The sequence below is a fragment of the Arthrobacter sp. B2I5 genome (genome assembly GCF_030816735.1).
In the GTDB taxonomy this organism is placed as follows: Bacteria; Actinomycetota; Actinomycetes; order Actinomycetales; family Micrococcaceae; genus Arthrobacter.
In genome coordinates, this window is the sequence record NZ_JAUSYF010000001.1 from 1739768 (window position 1) to 1759480 (window position 19713).

Here is a 19713-nt window from a genome sequence, read left to right on the forward strand (position 1 = left end):
GTTGCCACATATGGACAATGATCAGGAACTGGCCGTTAACGAAGATGCAGCGGCTGCCGGGGCTGCTGCACCCAAGAGGGCCGTACGCACCCGCCGCAAAGCGGCTCCCAAGACCGACGACGCCGTGACGGATGCGGTGGCCACGGCGCCGGAGCCCGCTGTCCCCGAAGCAAGCGGCGACTTGCCTGTGGAGGAAGCGGCCAAGGCGCCAGGTGCGCCGCACACGTGCCCGCAGGAAGCCGGACACCGCCGAACCCCTGCCCGCCTTCGCTGATGAACCGGCAGCGGCGGCACCCGCCGATGCTGCGGCCCCCGACACTACGGCAGCGGAACCGGCCACAGCCGGTGAAAGCCCTGCCGCAGTCCCTGCCACTACCGCCACGGCAGACGCCGAAACCAGGCCCGTTCGCCGCCGTCGGGTAGCCACCCGAAAGGCTGCGTCCCCGGCCGCCGCGACTGCAGCGGAATCCGGGGCAGCGGACGCCGCGGGTGCAGAATCAGTGGCTCCGGAAGCCGCCGCCCAGGTTGCTGCGCCGGAAGAGGCTGCACAGGAAGACGTTGCGGTGCAGGGACAGGTCGCCGGGCAGGAAGCTGTTGCCGCCGCCGGGCAGGCCCAGGAGCCCGCCGCGGCACCGGACATCGCGGCCCCGGAGGCTTCCGTCATTCAGGAGCCTGCCCAGGAAACCCCGGCCGGGGACACGGGAGAGTCTGCGCCCGCCGCGGCTGCCAGCCCCTTTGGTTCCCTCTTCCTGGAACCTGCATCGCCCACGTCCGTGCTCTTCCAGGCACCGGACCTCAGCACCGTGGTCCGTCCCGCAGCGCCCGCCGTCGAGGAGCCTGAAGAGGAAGAAGCCGAAGACGGCGACGATGCCTCCGGCCGCCGCCGGCGCCGCAGCCGGGGCCGCAGGGGCCGCAGCCGCATCGGCGACACTGCCGACCAGGACAGCGAGGGCGGCAGCGCCGAGGTTGACGCCGAGGACGACGCCGACGAGGACAGCGCCACGCAGCTGGAGGACGGTGTGACGTCCCGCCGCCGTCGCCGCCGCCGCCGCGGAGACCAGGACCTTGAACTCACCGGCGGCGGGGATGATGACCCGCCCAACACGGTGACGAGGGTCCGTGCGCCCCGTGCCGTCACTGAAGCGCCCGTCAACAACCGCGTCACCAGCGTGAAGGGCTCCACCCGCCTCGAGGCCAAGAAGCAGCGCCGCCGCGAGTCCCGCGACACGGGCCGCCGCCGCACGGTGATCACCGAGGCCGAGTTCCTGGCCCGCCGCGAATCCGTTGACCGGCAAATGATCGTCCGCCAGCGCGACGACAGGATCCAGATCGCCGTCCTCGAGGACGGTGTCCTGGCCGAGCACTTCGTGTCCAAGACCCAGCAGGACTCGCTGATCGGCAACGTGTACCTGGGCAAGGTCCAGAACGTGCTGCCGTCCATGGAAGCGGCGTTCGTTGACATCGGACGCGGCCGCAACGCCGTGCTGTATGCCGGTGAAGTGAACTGGGAAGCGGTGAACCTCGAGGGCAAGCAGCGCCGGATCGAGAACGCGCTGAAGTCCGGCGACACCGTCCTGGTCCAGGTGACCAAGGACCCCGTGGGCCACAAGGGCGCCCGGCTCACCAGCCAGATCTCCCTTCCCGGCCGTTACCTGGTGTACGTGCCCGGCGGCTCGATGACCGGCATCTCCCGCAAGCTGCCCGACGTCGAACGCAACCGCCTCAAGCGCATCCTCAAGGACCGCCTGCCCGAGCATGCCGGCGTCATTGTCCGCACCGCCGCGGAAGGCGCATCCGAGGAAGAGCTGACGCACGACATCAACCGGCTGCGCGCCCAGTGGGAAGGTATCGAAAGCCAGTCCGCGTCCACCAAGATCCTGGCGCCCGAACTGCTCTACGGCGAACCCGACCTGACCATCAAGGTGGTCCGCGACGTCTTCAACGAGGACTTCTCCAAGCTCATCGTGTCCGGTGAGGAAGCCTGGGACACCATCGAGGCCTACGTCACCTACGTGGCACCGGACCTGGTGGGACGCCTGGAGAAGTGGACCAAGGACCAGGACATTTTCTCCGCCTGGCGCATTGACGAGCAGATCCACAAGGCCCTTGAGCGCAAGGTCTTCCTGCCCTCCGGCGGCTCCCTGGTGATCGACCGCACCGAGGCCATGACCGTGGTGGACGTCAACACCGGCAAGTTCACCGGCAGCGGCGGCAACCTCGAGGAAACCGTCACCAAGAACAACCTGGAAGCTGCCGAGGAAGTGGTGCGCCAGCTGCGGCTGCGCGACATTGGCGGCATCATCGTGATCGACTTCATCGACATGGTGCTCGAATCCAACCGCGACCTGGTCCTGCGCCGCCTGGTGGAATGCCTGGGCCGCGACCGGACCAAGCACCAGGTTGCCGAGGTCACGTCGCTGGGCCTGGTCCAGATGACCCGCAAGCGGATGGGCACGGGCCTGCTGGAAGTCTTCGGCGAGCAGTGCGAGGCGTGCGCGGGCCGCGGGGTAGTGACCCATGACGATCCCGTGGAGCATCGCCGTGCCAACATCGTGGCGGCCGAGCACCACGTCCAGCGCGCGGACAACCGCCCCGAAGCCCGCGGGGAAGCCCACCGCGCCGACGCACAGCGGCCCGATGCCGGCCAGCCCGGAGTCCGTCCCGAGCGCAAACGGCGGCGCGGACGCGGCGGCCAGCAGCCCGAGGCTGTCCCGGCGCCTGCAGTGCACGTCCACACCGTCGTGCCGGACACGGCGGATGCTGAGCGGCACGCCAAGGCAGAGGCCACCCGGCTTGCCCTGGCGAACATTGCGGCTGCCGCCCACGCGGCGCACCTGCATGACGATGAGGTGGCAGCAACCCGGCAGGCGCCGCAGGCCGAGCCTGCGCCGGTTCCCGCAGAGGAGAAGCACGACGCCGATTCCCCCGCACGCCCCGCAGCTGTCCTGACCTTCGGCGGCGAGGAAGTCCCGCTACCGTTCGTGGAGCACGCCGAGGAGCAGCACCCCAAGCCCGCCCTCACCTTGGACCGGCTGGCGGAAGCGTTCGCCCACCTCGGCCAGCCGGCGTCACCCATGGAGGATGCGCCGGCCAAAGCCGCAGAGGCCGTGAAGGCAGCCGAACCGGCAGTGCCCCAACAGCAGGCCGGCGGGGGAGCGGCAACCCACGCCAACGTGGAAGCGCCCGCGGAAAAGGACTACTCCGACCACACCCTGGAGCAGACCCGGCAACGCAGGCCGCGGCGCCACCGCGCTGCCAGCCGTGCCCAGGGCGCAGCCAACGAGACAGCTGTCCAGCACCACGAGAACGTCCAGTCCACGGGTGCCGGGCATTCGCACGCAGCCAAGGCCCCCGACACCGCCAAGGCACAGGACGCCGCCGAGGCTGAAGCTGCCAAGCCGGCAGCGGAACCCATCATCCTCGGCGTCGGAGTCCCCGCCTCGGAGCTCTAAGCCAGGACAAAACCAACGCACCACCAAGGAAGTCCCCGCCATGTGGACTATTCCCCTCCGAATCTCGGGGGGAATGGACCACAGTGCGGGGACTTCCTGCATGGGCAGGTGCTGTCACCTTTCCGCCGCGTCGGCACCAGCAGCTACGCTGGACAGCGACACGGGGTGCCGCGCAGAAGGCCGGCTGAGATCCAGACCCGTTGAACCTGTCCGGCTAGTACCGGCGAAGGGATGTCTCTTGTCTTCGACCCTTTCCATGCCCCTGCCAACCGCGCCCGGCGTTCCCTCTGGGGTTCCCGCGGGCCGCGACGTCCCGCGCGTCCTCTCCATCGCCGGTTCCGATCCATCCGGGGGAGCCGGGATCCAGGCGGACCTCAAAAGCATCGCCGCCCACGGCGGATACGGCATGGCGGCGATTACCGCCCTCACGGCGCAGAACACCCGCGGCGTGCAGGCCGTCCACGTCCCTCCGGCCGCGTTCCTGGCCCAGCAGCTGGACGCGGTCAGCGCGGACATCAGCATTGATGCCGTCAAGATCGGCATGCTGGGTGACGAATCGGTGATCCGGACTGTCCGCGAGTGGCTCGGAATGGTCCGTCCCGCCGTCGTTGTCCTTGACCCCGTGATGGTGGCCACCAGCGGGGACCGGCTGCTGCAGGAAACCGCCGAAGCCGCGCTCCGGGAACTGCTGCCGCTTGCCCACCTCCTCACCCCCAACCTGCCCGAGCTCGCGCTGCTGCTCGGCACGGAGCCGGCCCAAAACTGGGAGGCCGCGCTGGACCAAGGCAGGCGCCTGGCCGAGGCCACCGGAGCCACCGTACTGGTTAAAGGCGGCCACCTCGCAGGCCTGGACTGCCCGGACGCGCTGGTGAACACCGCGGGCCTCCTCGTCCAGGAGGTGGTGGAAGTGCAGGGGAAGCGCATTTCCACGCGCAACAGCCACGGCACCGGATGTTCCCTGTCCTCCGCCATGGCAACCGTCCAGGCCCGCCTGGGTGACTGGGAGGCCTCGCTGCGGACCGTCAAGCCCTGGCTGGCCGGCGCACTCGAGAACTCCGGCCAGCTGGAGGTGGGCCAGGGGAACGGACCCGTGCACCACTTCCACCACGTGCGGCCCGTCCCGGCGGAAGGCAGCTTCGCGGCCCGGCTGTGGACCGAAGCCCGCCAGGACCTCGACGACATCTACGCGCTGGACTTCATCGACGGACTGGCCTCTGGCGATCTTTCCGAAAAGGACTTTGCCTATTACCTGGCGCAGGATGCCCTCTACCTGAACGGCTACTCCCGCGTGCTGGCACGGGCCAGCGCCCTGGCCCCTTCGGAGGCCCAGCAGCTGTTCTGGGCACGGTCCGCACAGCAGTGCCTTGAAGTGGAAACCGAACTTCACCGCTCGTGGCTCAGCACCCGCCCGGCCCCGAACGGCCTGGGCCCGGTCACCAAGTCCTATGTGGACCACCTGACCGCAGCGTCGTCGTCGGGCAGTTATGCGGTCCTCGCCGCCGCCGTCCTGCCCTGCTTCTGGCTCTACGCCGAGGTCGGCGCCACGCTGCACGCCCGGTTCCTGGCGTCAGGGGAACCGGACGGGCACGCTTACGCGGACTGGCTCCGCACCTACGCGGATGAAGGCTTTGCCGAAGCGACCCGCCAGGCCATCGCAATCGTGGATGCGGCCGGACGGCAGGCTTCAGACCAGGAGAAGGCCGCGATGGTGACGGCGTTCAAGCAGTCCTGCCGGCTCGAAGTGGACTTCTTCGACGCGCCGCGCCTGCACTCCTGACCCGTGCCCGGCAGCTGTGCCGGTACTATGGTGGGGCAGGGTGCGGACGCCGGACCTGAGCTGTGGTGCCTATCACAGCAACCCGCCGGGAACCAGCCTCATTTGCGGCCGGAGACAAAATTAGCGTAATCTAGATCTTCGGTGCTTACGCCAACACTTGGGTTATGACCCCACGGCGTTGAGGCACAGCGAGAAACCAGGCTTTTGATAGTCGGTTCCGCACGCAAATTTAGTTATAAACGTCGAGAGAAGTGAGTTCCCAAGTGGTGTACGCGATTGTCCGCGCAGGCGGCCGCCAAGAGAAGGTTTCCGTTGGAGACTTCGTTACCCTGAACCGCGTCGCCGGTGGAGCCGGCAGCACCATTGAGCTGCCCGCACTGCTCCTGGTTGATGGTGACAAGGTCACCTCCGCCGCCGCCGACCTGGCCAAGGTAACTGTTACGGCTGAAATCCTCCAGGACCTGCGTGGTCCTAAGATTGTCATCCAGAAGTTCAAGAACAAGACCGGCTACAAGAAGCGCCAGGGTCACCGCCAGGAACTGACCAAGGTCAAGATCACCGGCATCAGCTAACCTCCGGTTAGTGTTCAGGCATTTCAACAGATTCCCCAGAATTTAGAGGCAGGCATTTCAGATGGCACATAAAAAGGGCGCGAGCTCCACTCGCAACGGTCGCGATTCCAACGCTCAGTACCTCGGCGTCAAGCGCTTCGGCGGCCAGGTTGTTTCCGCAGGCGAAATCATCGTCCGCCAGCGCGGCACCCACTTCCACCCGGGCGCCGGCGTCGGCCGCGGCGGGGACGACACCCTGTTCGCACTGACCCCGGGCGCCGTTGAATTCGGTACCCGCCGCGGTCGTCGCGTGGTCAACATCGTTGCTGCTGCAGCTGCAGAGTAACACCAAGTTCTGAAGCGGTGGAGCGGGCCTGAGGGCCCGCTCCACTGTTCTTTTAACCGCATTACAATCGATGTGGCGCCCCGGGGCGCCAGGTAAACAGCTTCTGAGGAGATCCACGTGGCCAGCTTTGTAGACCGGGTAGTACTGCACGTATCCGGCGGTAACGGCGGCAACGGGTGCGTCTCCGTCCACCGGGAGAAGTTCAAGCCCCTGGGCGGTCCCGACGGCGGCGACGGCGGCAACGGCGGCGACGTCATCCTTCGCGTGGACCACCAGACCACCACCCTCCTCGACTACCACCACGCACCGCACCGGCACGCCAGCAACGGCGGCCCGGGCATGGGCGACTGGCGCGGCGGCAAGAACGGCGAAACCCTCATCCTCCCCGTTCCGGACGGCACAGTGGTCAAGTCCAAGGACGGCACCGTACTGGCCGACCTCGTGGGCGAAGGGGCGGAGTTTGTGGCCGCTGCCGGTGGCATTGGCGGCCTGGGCAATGCTGCCCTCTCCTCGCAGAAGCGCCGCGCGCCCGGCTTCGCGCTGCTGGGCATCGAAGGCGAATCCCGGGACGTCATCCTCGAGCTGAAGTCCATCGCCGACATCGCCCTGGTGGGCTTCCCGTCCGCCGGCAAGTCCAGCCTCATCGCCGCGATGTCCGCGGCCCGGCCCAAGATCGCCGACTACCCGTTCACCACCCTGATTCCCAACCTCGGCGTGGTGCAGGCCGGCGACGTGCGGTTCACCATCGCCGACGTTCCCGGCCTCATCGAAGGCGCCAGTGAGGGACGCGGCCTGGGCCACCATTTCCTGCGGCACGTGGAACGTTGCGCAGCGCTGGTCCACGTGCTCGACTGCGGCACCCTGGAGTCCGAGCGCGACCCGCTGTCCGACCTCGCCATCATCGAGGGCGAACTGGAAAAGTACGCCGTGGACATGAGCTACGCGGGCCAGGACGGCGAAGTGGTGCCCCTGAACCACCGGCCGCGGCTGGTCGCCCTGAACAAGGTGGACCTTCCCGACGGCAAGGACATGGCCGAATTCGTGCGCCCGGAACTCGAATCACGCGGCTACCGCGTCTTCGAGGTGTCCGCCACCAGCCATGAGGGCCTGCGCCAGCTGGGCTTCGCCATGGCGGAAATCGTCAAGGCCGCCCGCGACGCCGTGGCCGCCGCCCCGCCCAAGGTCCAGCCCGCGGTACTGCGTCCGCGCGCCGTCAACGAAACCGGCTTCAAGATCCGCCGCGAGGAAAAGAACCTGGAGCCGCTGTTCCGCGTCCTGGGCGAAAAGCCGGAGCGCTGGGTCAAGCAGACCGATTTCACCAACGAGGAAGCCATCGGCTACCTGGCAGACCGGCTGGCCAAGCTCGGCGTGGAAACCGAACTGTTCAAGCAGGGCGCCAAGCCGGGCGACACCGTGGTCATCGGCGAGGACGACGGCGTGGTCTTCGACTGGGAGCCCACCATGATGGCAGGGGCGGAACTCCTGGCGTCGCCGCGTGGCACGGACGTCCGGTTCGCTGATATCGGTGACCGCCCCACCCGCAGCCAGAAGCGTGAAGAGCAGCAGGAGCGCCGGGATGCCAAGGCAGCCGCCCGTGCCGAGCTCGAGGCGGAACGGAAAGCCGGCATCTGGACCGAATCTGTCAGCGGCCGCCGCGCCGCCCACCCCGTGAAGGAGAGCGGACTGGAAGCGGACGATGACCTCTAGGGGCATGGCCGCGGAACCCGCTGAACGCGCCTCCGACAGAAGCGCCCTGGCGGGTGCCCGCCGGATCGTCGTGAAGGTGGGGTCCTCCTCGCTCACCAGTATCAAGGGCGGCATTTCGGAGGAATCCCTGACCGCCCTGGCCGACGCGCTGGCAGCCAAACGGAACGCGGGCGCCGAAATCATCCTGGTGTCCTCCGGCGCCATCGCCGCCGGACTGGCCCCGTTGGGGTTGGCCAAGAGGCCCCGCGATCTTGCCACCCAGCAGGCGGCAGCCAGCGTGGGCCAGGGACTGCTGATGGCCCGCTACACGCAGGCCTTCGGTGCTCACGGCGTCACCGTCAGCCAGGTCCTGCTCACGGCCGAGGACCTGATGCGCCGCAGCCAGCACACCAACGCCCTCCGCGCCATGGACCGGCTGCTGAACCTGGGCGTGGTCCCCGTCGTCAACGAGAACGACACCGTGGCCACCCACGAAATCCGCTTTGGTGACAACGACCGGCTTGCGGCACTGGTGGCCCACCTGGTGCGCGCGGATGCACTGGTGCTGCTGTCCGACGTCGACTCCCTGTATGACGGGCCGCCCGCCCAGGGTGCCCGGCGCATCCCCCTGGTCACCGGCGCGCACGACCTCGAAGGGGTGTCCATCGGCAAAGCCGGCAAGGCCGGCGTGGGCACCGGGGGAATGATGACCAAAGTGGAAGCTGCCAGCATGGCGGCCGGTTCCGGCATCCACGCGCTGGTGACCTCCACGGCCAACGCCGCCGCGGCCCTGAACGGCGAGGACGTGGGCACGTGGTTCTCCGTCAACGGTTCCCGCAAGCCCGTCCGCCTCCTGTGGCTGGCCCACGTTGCCTCCGTGCAGGGCCGCCTTGTCCTGGACGAAGGGGCGGTGCGCGCCGTACGGCACCACCGCACCTCCCTGCTGCCGGCCGGCATTTCTGCCGTCCATGGGGACTTTGAAGCGGGCGACGCAGTGGAGCTGGCAGGGGCCGACGGCACCGTTGTGGCCCGCGGCCTGGTGAACTACTCCTCGGACGAGCTGCCCCGCATGCTGGGGCGTTCCACGCGGGAGCTGGGCGAGGAAATGGGAAGCGGCTACGACCGCGAAGTTGTTCATGTTGACGACCTGGTGCTGGTCTGAGTCCAGGGCTCGCCTAAACTTGGATCATGACTGAAGCCCTGATCCATGCTGCTGACACCACCGGAACCACTGCTGCACAGACGCAGCCGGGTCCCGCGGCAGAACCGGGATCAGCTGGGGCGCCGCTTTCCGCCGCAGAAGTTGAAGCGGCAGTCCACGCCATTGCTGACCGGTCCCGCCACGCCGCCCGCCGGATGGCCACCGCCAACCGGGCCTGGAAGGACCGTGCGCTCCGTGCCGTCGGAGCAGCCCTGCAGGAGAATGCCCAGGCCATCCTCACGGCCAACGCCATGGATGTGGACAAGGGCAAGGCCAACGGCACCTCCAAGGCGCTCCTGGACCGCCTCACCCTTACCGAAACACGCATTTCCGGGCTGGTGGCCGCCCTTGAAAACCTGGCCAGCCTCCCGGACCCCGTGGGCAACGTAGTCCGCGGCCAGACCCTTCCCAATGGGCTCCGCCTCCGCCAGGTCAACGTGCCCATGGGCGTTGTGGCAGCCATCTACGAGGCAAGGCCCAACGTCACGGTGGACATCGCGGGGCTGGCGCTCAAGAGCGGCAACGCCGTGATCCTGCGCGGCGGCAGTGCTGCCGAGGCCACCAACCAGGTCCTGGTGCGGGTGCTCCGCGAAGCGCTCGAATCCGTTGGCCTGCCCGCCGATGCCGTCCAGACCGTGGACCAGTTCGGCCGCGCCGGCGCCAACGTTCTGATGAAGGCCCGTGGCCGGGTGGACGTGCTGATTCCCCGCGGCGGCCGGGACCTGATCCAGACCGTGGTCACCAACTCGGCAGTCCCCGTCATCGAGACGGGGGAGGGGAACGTCCACATCTTCATCGACGAGTCCGCTGACGAAAACATGGCCGTGGAGATCCTGCTCAACGCCAAGACCCAGCGCCCCAGTGTCTGCAACACCGTGGAGACGCTGCTGGTCCACTCGGGCTCAACGGTCCTGCCCTCCGTCGCCGCCGCCCTGCGCGCCGCCGGCGTCCGCCTGCACGTCGATGAACGGATCAGCGCCGCGCTGCCCGGGATCGAGACCCAGCCGGCCACGGACGTGGACTGGGGAACCGAATACATGGACCTGGACCTCGCCGTGGCCATGGTGGACAGCCTCGATGGAGCCGTCCAGCACATCCGCACCTGGTCCACCGGGCACACCGAAGCCATCCTCACCAACAGCCTTGCCAATGCCGAACGGTTCATCGCGGAGGTGGATTCCGCGGCGGTGATCGTCAACGCTTCCACGCGGTTTACCGACGGCGGGGAACTGGGCCTCGGCGCGGAGGTGGGCATTTCCACGCAGAAGCTGCACGCGCGCGGTCCCATGGGCCTGACCGAGCTCACCACCACCAAGTGGATTGTCCAGGGCGAAGGCCAGGTCCGCGGGTAGCGACGCGGTAACATAGACCAGAACCCGGAAAGCAGCGGAAGGTTCCGCTGTCCGTAAAGCCTTGAACATAGGGGAGAAAATGCTGCTCCAGCAGATTGCCACGTCCGTCGCCGCCGCAGGTGAATCAGGCCATGAGGAGCTTGCGCCGCTGTGGGCCGAACCGTGGGTCTTTGGCGTGTCCATGTTCGCCATCCTGCTGGTCCTGATGTTCATCGCCTGGTCCTACAACAACCTGGGCAACCGGCACGCCGCCACTGACGAGCACGCCGATCCCCACCGCCAGCACCCCAATAAGCACGATCGCGGGCAGGGCCACTAAGATTTCCCACAACCTGCACCGCAATGGTGCCCGGGGACGGCTGCGGCTTGGCGTGATGGGCGGGACATTCGATCCCATCCACCACGGTCACCTTGTCGCAGCCAGCGAAGTCGCGGCGGAGTTTGATCTCGACGAGGTGGTCTTCGTCCCCACCGGGCAGCCATGGCAAAAGTCCCATAAACAGGTCAGCGAGCCCGAGCACCGCTACCTGATGACCGTCATCGCCACGGCGTCCAATCCGCGCTTCACCGTCAGCCGCGTCGATGTTGACCGTCCAGGTCCCACCTACACCATCGACACCCTCCGCGACCTCCGGGCCCAGCGCCCCGACGCCGACCTTTTCTTCATCACCGGCGCGGACGCCCTGGCACAGATTTTGTCCTGGAAGGACATTGACGAACTGTGGTCGCTGGCCCACTTCGTGGGCGTTACCCGCCCCGGGCACGTCCTGGACGGCATGGGCCGCGACGACGTCAGCCTCCTGGAAGTTCCGGCCATGGCCATTTCATCGACGGACTGCCGGGCACGGGTGGCGGCGAACAACCCGGTCTGGTACCTGGTCCCTGACGGGGTGGTCCAATACATCGCCAAGTACGGCCTGTATTCGGACCCGCCGCCTGCAACCGCGGATGAACCAACTTCCGAAGCACGCGAACCAGCCAGTACTGAATGAGTTCACAATGAGTCAGGAACAGCCCCCAATCCGCAGCCGCCGGGAACTCCGGAAGGCAAGGGATGCCCAGCAGGCCACCGTGCCCGCCGCTGGGCAGCGCCCGCCTGCCGCGGACCGGCCGGCCGGTCCGGCATCCGCACAGGCAGGGCAGGATGCGACGGCCAACTCCCGCTCCGCAGGCACCGCATCGCCCGCGCGGCCCATTGCTGCAGGCCAAGCGGCGGCAGAGCAGACCGCCACCCAGCGGTCCTCCCAGATCCGGGCCCGCGACCGGGCCGCGCTCCGCACCATCAAGGAGCTCGAGGAAAAGGAAGGCCAGCTTGCTGCGGGTGGTCCGCCCACCCGTCGGCAGCTGCGGCTGCAGCAGCTCAAAGAGCAGGCGCTGACCGCCGCCAACCCCATAGTGCCGCCCGCTGCTGCCCCGGCACCGGCGGCGGAGCCCGCGCGGAATGCCGCTGCGCCGGCAAAGACAGACGGCACAGCAAAAACGGACAGCCCGGCAAAGACGGACGGCACAGCAAAAACGGACAGCCCGGCAAAGACAGCCGGCCCAGCCAGGACTGACGGGCCCGCGGCATCGGACGCCCCAGCCACCGCTGAAAGTCCGGCGCCGGCTTCCGGAAACGTGCCGGAAGGGATGACGGTGGAACAGGCCCTGGAAGCGCGGGCGCTGATAGCTGCGCAGGCCAGGAACCAGATCGCCAAAATGGAGCACATTGCCTCCATGGATCCGGAAGCCGTGGATCCGGAGATCCTCGCTGAGCAGATTGCCCTGGCCGAACGGGCCGCGGTCCTCAACCGCAGGGCCATGGCCCGGCAGAAACTTGCCGAACAGGCCGGCAATCCTGCAGGACCCGTCAGGGATGCGGCTCCCAAGGATGCCGCTTCCAAGGACGCCGCACCCAAGGACAAACCCGGCCCCTCCACCGCCAACAACCTGGCGATGGTGACACCCCTTGAGTTCGTCCAGGTGCCCGGCGTCGAACGTCCGGTGATGAAGCCGCCGGCAACCTCGCATGTCCCGGTCACCACGCGGCCCGGCACCAAGGTTCCGGGAAAACGGAAACCGGCACCCCGTCCCAAGGCGCCCGCGCCTGATACCGCCGCAGGGCGGTCCCAGGTGATTGCCCGTGCTGAGGCGGCGGCCAAAGCAGCCAGCCGTCCCAAACGGGTATCGGTTCCCGAGAACCAAGCAGAGAACCACCCCGAGGATCTCTTCGAGGACCTGCCCCGCGTTCCTGCCCGCTCCGCCTACGGCCTCGACCCCCTGGATGCCGCGACTGCCGGCCTCACTAGGGCGCGGCGGAACCGGATCCTGCAGTTCTGCATCCTCGCGTTCGGGATCCTGGCCCTCGTTGCCGGCATCATCCTGATCGTCAGCGGCATGTCCCGCTGACCCGCACCGGCATCAACACTTAACGAAACAAGGAGTCCCGTGACTGCAACAGAATCGTCCATCGCCATAGCCCGTACGGCCGCCAAGGCCGCCGCCGACAAGATTGCGCAGGACATCGTCGCCATGGACGTGAGCGAACGACTGGCCCTGGCCGACGTCTTCCTCATCGCGTCCGCGCCCAGCGAACGCCAGGTCAACGCGATCGTTGACGGTATCGAGGAAGAACTCGCCAAACAGGACCTGCGTCCGGTGCGCCGCGAGGGCCGCTCCGGCGGCCGGTGGGTCCTGCTGGATTATGCCGACGTTGTCATCCACGTCCAGCATGAGGAGGACCGCGTGTTCTACGCCCTGGAGCGGCTCTGGAAGGACTGCCCCGTGGTGGACCTGCAGCTTGGGGATGATGCATCCGCCAAAGCCGGAGCAATCGCCGACACCGAGTAGGCGCCGCAACCTGACGGTGTGCAGAAAGTGAATATTCCCGATTTGGAATTTTCGGAATTGCTGTTCTAAGATATTTGAGTTGCTTCGGGGGAGACCCTGAAGAAAGCTTCTCGGAGCAGCAACAATCCGGGGCTGTGGCGCAGCTGGTAGCGCACCTGCATGGCATGCAGGGGGTCAGGGGTTCGAGTCCCCTCAGCTCCACCGGCAAGTCCGCCGGAACCGTGATGGTTCCGGCGGACTTTTTTGTTTCCGGTTGGTTTTGTACACCTTCCATTGGCTGGGGCTGAATGGCCGGGCGGGGCGACGGAGAAGTCGGTTCGGATGCTGACGGCGGCCGATTGGCGTCCAGCGGAAAAGTGCATTACTCTGGTCAGGTTGCTCCGGCCAATCAGACCGGAAGGAACAAAAGTACGGGGCTGTGGCGCAGCTGGTAGCGCACCTGCATGGCATGCAGGGGGTCAGGGGTTCGAGTCCCCTCAGCTCCACCGGAACACCGAAAAGGGAACCATCACATGTGTGATGGTTCCCTTTTTTATTCGTCTGCAGCGCCCCTCTTTTCTCCCGGCGGGATCAGCCCCCGGTGACTGTGAAAAACCCTTCCCGCGCAGGTCAAAGCGGGGTACAACTGGAGGTGGAGGGCACATCGTCCCGTCGCTTGGCCGTTTTCACCCAAGAAGCGCCGGACGCGGGACAGGCTGACGAGGAGGTCACAGATGTCCCATGCTGATGGTTCCGGCTACAGCCCGAACGGCGATGCATTTCCCGAGGAATCGCGCCTGACCCGCGATACCGCCATCCGGGGCCCGGCAAGGCCCGCTCCGTATATCGGCGCCGCCGTCCTGCTGGGCGCCGCCATCCTCTTCCCGCTCATGCCGCAGCTCTATTCCTTTGATGCGCCCAGGCTGGCCGGGATGCCCTTCTTCTACTGGTACCAATTGCTCTGGGTGCCGATTTCGGCGATCCTGACCGGCACGGCCTACTGGCTGGTGACCAGGGAAGACCGACGACGGCGGGCCGAGGTACGTGCCGGAGGCCCACCCCGGGCAGGCACCGCCTCAGCCGACACAGGGTTGGGAGGGGACCGGCCATGAACGCACGCGAGATCAACTGGACTGCCCTGGTGATTGTCGTGCTGCTCTTCGTCGTCGTGGCTGTCATGGGCTTCCTGGCCGCAAAGTGGCGCCGAAGCTCAGAAGTGGAAGGCCTGCACAGCCTGGACGAATGGGGCCTTGGCGGCCGCGGCTTCGGTACCTGGATCACCTGGTTCCTGCTCGGCGGGGACCTTTACACCGCGTACACCTTCGTGGCGGTGCCGGCAGCCATGTGGGCTACGGGTGCGGTCACCGGCTTCTTTGCCGTGCCCTACACCATCGTCCTGTATCCGATCATCTTCATCATCATGAGCCGTTTGTGGTCGGTGTCCCACCGCCACGGCTACGTCACCTCGGCGGATTTCGTGGGCGGACGCTACGGCAGCCGCTGGCTCTCCCTGGCGGTTGCCGTCACGGGCATCGTGGCCACCATGCCCTACATCGCGCTGCAGCTGGTGGGCATCAAGGCCGTACTGACGGTCCTGGGGCTGGGCAGCTCCGGGAACGTGTTCCTGACCGACCTGCCGCTGATCCTGGCCTTCGTGGTCCTCGCCGCGTACACCTACACGTCGGGGCTGCGGGCGCCGGCGATGATCGCCGTCGTCAAGGACCTCCTGATCTACCTTGCCGTGATCGTGGCGGTCATCTACCTGCCCATCAAGTTCGGCGGCTGGGACAGCATCTTCAGCTCGGCGCAGACCAAGCTGGGCACGGTGAACCAGGCCACGGGAAAGCCCGCCGGGGTGTTCATCCCGGGGGCTGCCAACTACTCCGCCTATTGGTCGCTGGCGTTGGGCTCGGCCATGGCATTGTTCATGTACCCGCACTCAGTGACTGCAGTGCTGGCGTCAAAGGCCCGCAATACCATCCGCCGCAACGCCGCCATCCTGCCGCTGTACTCGCTGATGCTTGGTTTCCTTGCCCTGCTGGGCTTCGTGGCCATCAAGGCGGGCACCAAGCCCATCGACCTGGACGGATCGGTCAACCCGCAGCTGGTGGTTCCGCAGCTGTTCCTTGACCACTTCCCCGCCTGGTTCGCGGGAATAGCGCTGGCTGCCATCGCCATCGGGGCGCTGGTACCCGCGGCCATCATGTCCATTGCGGCGGCGAACATGTTCACCCGCAACATCTACCGCGACTTCATACGGCCCGACGTCGATCCCAAGACGGAGGCGAAGGTGTCAAAGATCGTCTCGCTGGTGGTGAAGGTGGGCGCACTGGTCTTCGTGATCGCCATGGACCAGTCGGCGGCCATCAACATGCAGCTGCTGGGCGGCATCTGGATCCTGCAGACCTTCCCGGCCGTGGTGGCAGGCCTTTACACCCGGTGGTTCGACCGCTGGGCGCTGCTGATCGGCTGGGCTGCGGGCATCATCTTCGGAACCGTCTCCGCCTACAACGTGATCAACCCGGTCACGAAGGCCCACTTCGGCGGCTCCGTGGCCACCATTCCCGGGACGGATTTCAGCGTCTACATCGCGGTCTCGGCATTCGCCCTGAACCTGATTGTCGCCGCCGTCCTGACCCTGGTGTTGAGGGCCCTGAAGGTCCGCACAGGCAAGGACCTCACGCGGCCCACGGACTACGAAGCCGACGAAACGGACCCGAAGGTGGTGCAGATCGAAAAGACCCAGCACTTCACCCAGCCCGGCGGTCCTTCCCCGGTGGCGTGACGGCAGGGGCGCCTCACATCCAGGCGGTGCGCCGCAGCGGCGGTTCCTCCCCGCCGGGGCGGCGCACCAGGACCTGGTTGACTCCCGTGAGCCCGTTTTCGAACCCAATGGCGCTGCTGGCCATGTAGAGCCGCCATACTCGCGCGCGTCCCGCACCGGCCAGCTTCACGGCCTCGTTCCAGTTCTCCTCAAGCCGGCCTACCCACGCCCGCAGCGTCAGGGCGTAATGGCGGCGCAATGCCTCCACATCCAGGACTTCGAAGCGTGCGGATTCCAGGGCGGCCACCATCTCACCCAGGCTGATCATCTCGCCATCAGGGAAGACGTAGCGGGGGATGAAGGAGTCCGGGTCCGGGCTGGTGGGGCCCGCGTTCCAGGAAATGGCATGGTTCAGCAGCCGCCCGCCGGGCCGGAGCAGCCCGTACAGGGCCGCGGCGTAAGCAGGCGTCTGAGCCCGCCCCACGTGTTCAGACATTCCGATGGAACTGATGGCGTCAAACGGCCCGTCCGGTACGTCACGGTAATCCTGCACCCGGATTTCCACCCTGTCCGTCAGGCCGGCCTCCGCCGCACGCTTCCGGGCCAGGCCGGCCTGCTCCTTGGAGAGCGTCACTCCCACCACGCTGACGCCGTAGCGGGCTGCCGCGTGCAGGGCGAAGCTGCCCCAGCCGCATCCCACATCCAGGACCCGCATCCCCGGTTGAAGGCCCAGTTTGCGGCAGACCAGGTCCAGCTTGGCTTCCTGGGCAGCATCGAGGCCGGCGGCCGGCCCCGTGCCCGGCCCCGCACCCGGTCCCGCATTCGTGCCGCCCCCTGCCGTCGCTGCCGCAGCGCCGCCGCCGTCGTCCGGCCACACTGCGCACGAATAAACCATCGACGGTCCCAGCACCAGGGCGTAGAAGTCGTTGCCGACGTCGTAATGGTGCGAGATGGCGGCCGAATCGCGGCGCCGGGAGTGCATCCTTCCTTTCTTGGCGATGCGTGCTTCTTCCGGCGGCGGGGCAGGGTTGGGCCCGATGGCGCCGAGCCGGACAGCGGTGCGCAGCAGCAGCCAGAGCTCGCCGGCGGACAGAGGGCGGAACGGTCCGGGCTCGGCGAACTTGCCTGCCGAGCTCAACGCCGTGAACGCCGCGAAGATGTCCCCCGGGGTGTCGATTTCACCTGCCACGTAGGCACGGCTCAGACCCAGCTGCCCCGGTGACCAGAGAATGCGCCGCAGGGCCCGTCGGGACTTGAACTCCAGGACCGGCGCGTCAGGCGGTCCCGCTTCCGAACCATCCCACGCACGCAGGCGCAGCGGTATCTGCCCGGTTCCAAGCACCACCCCCAGGGCCTTTTCCAGCCGGGCGGCATGCCCAGTGCTTCCGGTTCCGGTCCGTGCAGCTGCTCCAGTGTCCATGCGCCCACCCTAAGGCCGCGCCGCCCTCCGCGACTATCATGGGCAGGTGATTCCTCACCCAACCGACGTGGTGGTCATCGGGGCAGGCCAGGCGGGCCTGTCCGCCGCGTACCACCTCCAGCGCCGGGGCCTTGGCTTTGCCGTGCTCGACGCCGAGGAAGGTCCGGGCGGGGCGTGGCGGCACCGCTGGCGGAGCCTGCGCATGTCCACGGTCAACGGGATCAGCGATTTGCCGGGCATCGCCAAGCCTGAGGTGGATCCGGCGGAACCGAGCTCGGAGTTCCTCACCCGCTACTTTGGCGGCTACGAGGCTGAGCTGGGGTTGTCCGTTCACCGGCCCGTGAAGGTGCGGGCTGTCAGGCGTGAAGATGACAACCCGGCCGGGCGCTTGCGGGTGGAAACCACGGACGGGGACTGGAGCGCCAGGGCAGTCATCAACGCCACAGGCACCTGGACCCGCCCGTTCTGGCCCATCTACCCGGGCCAGTCCTCCTTCCGGGGCAGGCAGCTCCACGTTGCCGACTACGTCTCGGCGGAAGAGTTCCGCGGCAAGCACGTGATCGTGGTGGGCGGCGGGATTTCAGCGGTCGGCCTGCTGGAGGAGATTTCCCGCCTCACCACCACCAGCTGGTTCACCCGCAGGGAACCGGTGTGGCGCGACGCTCCGTTCGATGCCAAAGCCGGCCACGATGCCGTGGCGCTTGTGGAGGACCGCGTCCGAAAGGGACTTCCACCGCAAAGCGTCGTTTCGGTGACAGGCCTCATCTGGACACCTGCCCTGCGCGCGGCCAGGGAACGGGGTGCCCTTGACCGGCAACCCATGTTCACGTCGATCGAACCGGACGGGGTCCGCCGCGCCGACGGAAGCCTGCTCACGGCGGACGTGATCCTCTGGGCCACGGGCTTCAGGGCCGAACTGGAACACCTCGCCCCGCTGCACCTGCGGGGGCCCGGCGGCGGAATCGCCATGGACGGAACCCAGGTGGCAGCCGAGCCGCGCGTCCACCTGGTGGGTTACGGGCCGTCGTCGTCCACTATTGGTGCCAACCGTGCAGGCCGTGCAGCCGTGGCGGCCATTCTGAAACTGCCTGGAATGGCGACGGCGGCGGAAACGGTAACGTGGGGGTGACGCTCCGGGACCCGGGGCGGACAAGGGCAACAGAAGGCGGCAGGACACCGGTGGCAGCAGACATGTTGGCGGACATATTCCAGGTCCTGCGCCGCCGGCCCGATGTCGAAGCCCCGAATCTGCAGGCCTGGGACGCCACCGACCGGCTGCTGCTGGAGACCGCCGTGCAGCTTGGGCGGGCGGGCAGCACCGTGGCCGTGATCGGTGACCGCTACGGGGCCCTGACGCTCGGCGCTTCGGCGGTGCTTGGCCCGGCGTCACTGCGGGTGCATCAGGACCTGATCACAGGGGAAAGGGCGCTGCGGCTCAACGCGGAAGAACTGGGCGCCGGCACCCCATTCGTCCAGCTGCCCCTGGGGAAGGAGCTGCTGACTGGAGCAGCCACCATCCTGCTGCAGCTTCCCAAGACCCTGGCGGAACTGGAGGAAATTGCCGCCGCCGTGGCCCTGCATGCGGCACCGGATGTCCGGTTGCTGGCAGGAGGCCGGGTGAAACACATGTCCCTGGGCATGAACGCGGTCCTTGAACGGTACTTCCTGTCAGTACAGCCGCAACTCGCACGGCAAAAATCGCGGATCCTCCTTGCCGCCGGCCCCAAACCCCCAACCACGGCGCCACGTTTCCCTGTAGTGGAGCACGTCGCGGAGCTGGACCTGGACGTGGCCGCGCACGGCGCTGTTTTTGCCGGCCCCAGGCTGGACATCGGCACCCGTTTCCTGCTGACCTTCCTTCCCGCGATGAAACCGGTGCGGCACGCCGTCGACCTGGGCTGCGGCACCGGCATCCTCGCCGCGATGTACGCCCGCCAGTTCCCGGCAGCGGCCGTGACAGCGACGGACCAGTCCGCGGCCGCGGTGCAGTCCGCCCTTGCCACCGCCCGCGCCAACGGCCTGGCCGACCGGATCAGTGTGCTGCAGGACGATGCGCTGGGCACCTTCCCTGATGGCTCCGTGGACGCGGTGCTGCTCAACCCGCCCTTCCATGTTGGTGCAGGCGTCCACGCCGGCGCCGGCCTCAAGATGATCGAAGCGGCGGGGCGGGTGCTGGCTTCCGGGGGTGAGCTGTGGACGGTATACAACCGGCACTTGGCCTACCTGCCTGCCCTGGAACGGCAGGTGGGACCCACGGTGGTGGAGGGCAGGAACGCCAAATTCACCGTCACCCGCAGCACCCGCAGCCCCCGCTGACCGGAACGGGCCGCCCGGCCACCAGGGACTGCGCCCTGGA

At 67.5% G+C, this 19713-nt stretch carries 15 protein-coding genes, 2 tRNA genes, 1 pseudogene and 1 riboswitch; of the genes and pseudogenes, 17 read left to right on the forward strand and 1 reads right to left on the reverse strand.

The genetic code is table 11. The features are described 5' to 3' along the window. Window positions 1-10 precede the first annotated feature (10 nt). The 15 genes and pseudogenes from QFZ60_RS08375 (at window position 11) to mctP (ending at window position 15958) form a co-directional block, all read left to right on the forward strand. Window positions 11-3452 (forward strand): annotated as a pseudogene (locus tag QFZ60_RS08375) (Rne/Rng family ribonuclease). 151 nt (window positions 3453-3603) lie between these two features. Beyond that, a riboswitch (TPP riboswitch) is annotated at window positions 3604-3701 on the forward strand. Between the two features lie 7 nt (window positions 3702-3708). After that, window positions 3709-5229 (forward strand): bifunctional hydroxymethylpyrimidine kinase/phosphomethylpyrimidine kinase, encoded by a 1521-nt coding sequence (gene thiD / locus QFZ60_RS08380; protein ID WP_307093260.1) that lies wholly within the window; start codon window positions 3709-3711, stop codon window positions 5227-5229. A gap of 263 nt (window positions 5230-5492) precedes the next feature. Then, window positions 5493-5801: a 50S ribosomal protein L21 gene (rplU, locus tag QFZ60_RS08385; RefSeq protein WP_056336264.1), complete on the forward strand. Its 309-nt coding sequence runs from the start codon at window positions 5493-5495 to the stop codon at window positions 5799-5801. Between the two features lie 61 nt (window positions 5802-5862). Beyond that, window positions 5863-6126, forward strand: a complete 264-nt coding sequence (rpmA, locus tag QFZ60_RS08390) for a 50S ribosomal protein L27 (protein WP_009372867.1) — start codon at window positions 5863-5865, stop codon at window positions 6124-6126. 117 nt (window positions 6127-6243) lie between these two features. Next, window positions 6244-7833, forward strand: a complete 1590-nt coding sequence (obgE, locus tag QFZ60_RS08395) for a GTPase ObgE (RefSeq protein ID WP_142122349.1) — start codon at window positions 6244-6246, stop codon at window positions 7831-7833. Next, entirely contained in the window at window positions 7823-8974 is a 1152-nt protein-coding gene (gene proB / locus QFZ60_RS08400; RefSeq protein WP_307089684.1) for a glutamate 5-kinase, read from the forward strand. Before obgE ends, proB begins: the two co-directional genes overlap by 11 nt. Before the next feature lie 26 nt (window positions 8975-9000). After that, window positions 9001-10365: a glutamate-5-semialdehyde dehydrogenase gene (locus QFZ60_RS08405; RefSeq protein ID WP_307089686.1), complete on the forward strand. Its 1365-nt coding sequence runs from the start codon at window positions 9001-9003 to the stop codon at window positions 10363-10365. A gap of 79 nt (window positions 10366-10444) precedes the next feature. Beyond that, window positions 10445-10684: a hypothetical protein gene (locus QFZ60_RS08410; protein ID WP_056336270.1), complete on the forward strand. Its 240-nt coding sequence runs from the start codon at window positions 10445-10447 to the stop codon at window positions 10682-10684. A gap of 1 nt (window position 10685) precedes the next feature. Then, window positions 10686-11357: a nicotinate-nucleotide adenylyltransferase gene (gene nadD / locus QFZ60_RS08415; RefSeq protein WP_373427714.1), complete on the forward strand. Its 672-nt coding sequence runs from the start codon at window positions 10686-10688 to the stop codon at window positions 11355-11357. A gap of 7 nt (window positions 11358-11364) precedes the next feature. Next, window positions 11365-12753 carry a hypothetical protein gene (locus QFZ60_RS08420; protein ID WP_307089688.1) on the forward strand — a complete coding sequence of 463 codons (1389 nt, stop codon included), beginning with the start codon at window positions 11365-11367 and terminating at the stop codon, window positions 12751-12753. A 39-nt stretch (window positions 12754-12792) separates the two neighbouring features. Then, window positions 12793-13194 (forward strand): ribosome silencing factor, encoded by a 402-nt coding sequence (gene rsfS, locus QFZ60_RS08425; protein WP_056336274.1) that lies wholly within the window; start codon window positions 12793-12795, stop codon window positions 13192-13194. A 128-nt stretch (window positions 13195-13322) separates the two neighbouring features. Continuing rightward, window positions 13323-13395: transfer RNA gene (locus QFZ60_RS08430), tRNA-Ala, on the forward strand. A gap of 211 nt (window positions 13396-13606) precedes the next feature. Continuing rightward, window positions 13607-13679 (forward strand) — tRNA-Ala (locus QFZ60_RS08435). Window positions 13680-13907: 228 nt separating this feature from the next. Continuing rightward, the gene (locus tag QFZ60_RS08440; protein ID WP_142122341.1) at window positions 13908-14285 is read left to right on the forward strand and encodes a DUF3311 domain-containing protein; all 378 of its coding nucleotides are present in this window, start codon (window positions 13908-13910) and stop codon (window positions 14283-14285) included. Further along, window positions 14282-15958 carry a monocarboxylate uptake permease MctP gene (gene mctP / locus QFZ60_RS08445; RefSeq protein ID WP_307089691.1) on the forward strand — a complete coding sequence of 559 codons (1677 nt, stop codon included), beginning with the start codon at window positions 14282-14284 and terminating at the stop codon, window positions 15956-15958. Before QFZ60_RS08440 ends, mctP begins: the two co-directional genes overlap by 4 nt. Before the next feature lie 13 nt (window positions 15959-15971). Here mctP and QFZ60_RS08450 read toward each other — a convergent pair whose 3' ends face one another. Then, complete coding sequence (locus QFZ60_RS08450) at window positions 15972-17357, reverse strand: class I SAM-dependent methyltransferase (RefSeq protein ID WP_307089693.1); 1386 nt, start codon at window positions 17355-17357, stop codon at window positions 15972-15974. A 46-nt stretch (window positions 17358-17403) separates the two neighbouring features. Here QFZ60_RS08450 and QFZ60_RS08455 point away from each other — a divergent pair, with 46 nt between their 5' ends. Together QFZ60_RS08455 and QFZ60_RS08460 are read left to right on the forward strand one after the other, a co-directional pair. Further along, a complete protein-coding gene (locus QFZ60_RS08455) occupies window positions 17404-18486 on the forward strand; it encodes an FAD-dependent oxidoreductase (protein ID WP_307089695.1) in 1083 nt (360 codons plus the stop codon). A gap of 50 nt (window positions 18487-18536) precedes the next feature. Beyond that, window positions 18537-19673 (forward strand): class I SAM-dependent methyltransferase, encoded by a 1137-nt coding sequence (locus QFZ60_RS08460; protein ID WP_307089696.1) that lies wholly within the window; start codon window positions 18537-18539, stop codon window positions 19671-19673. Window positions 19674-19713 lie beyond the last annotated feature (40 nt).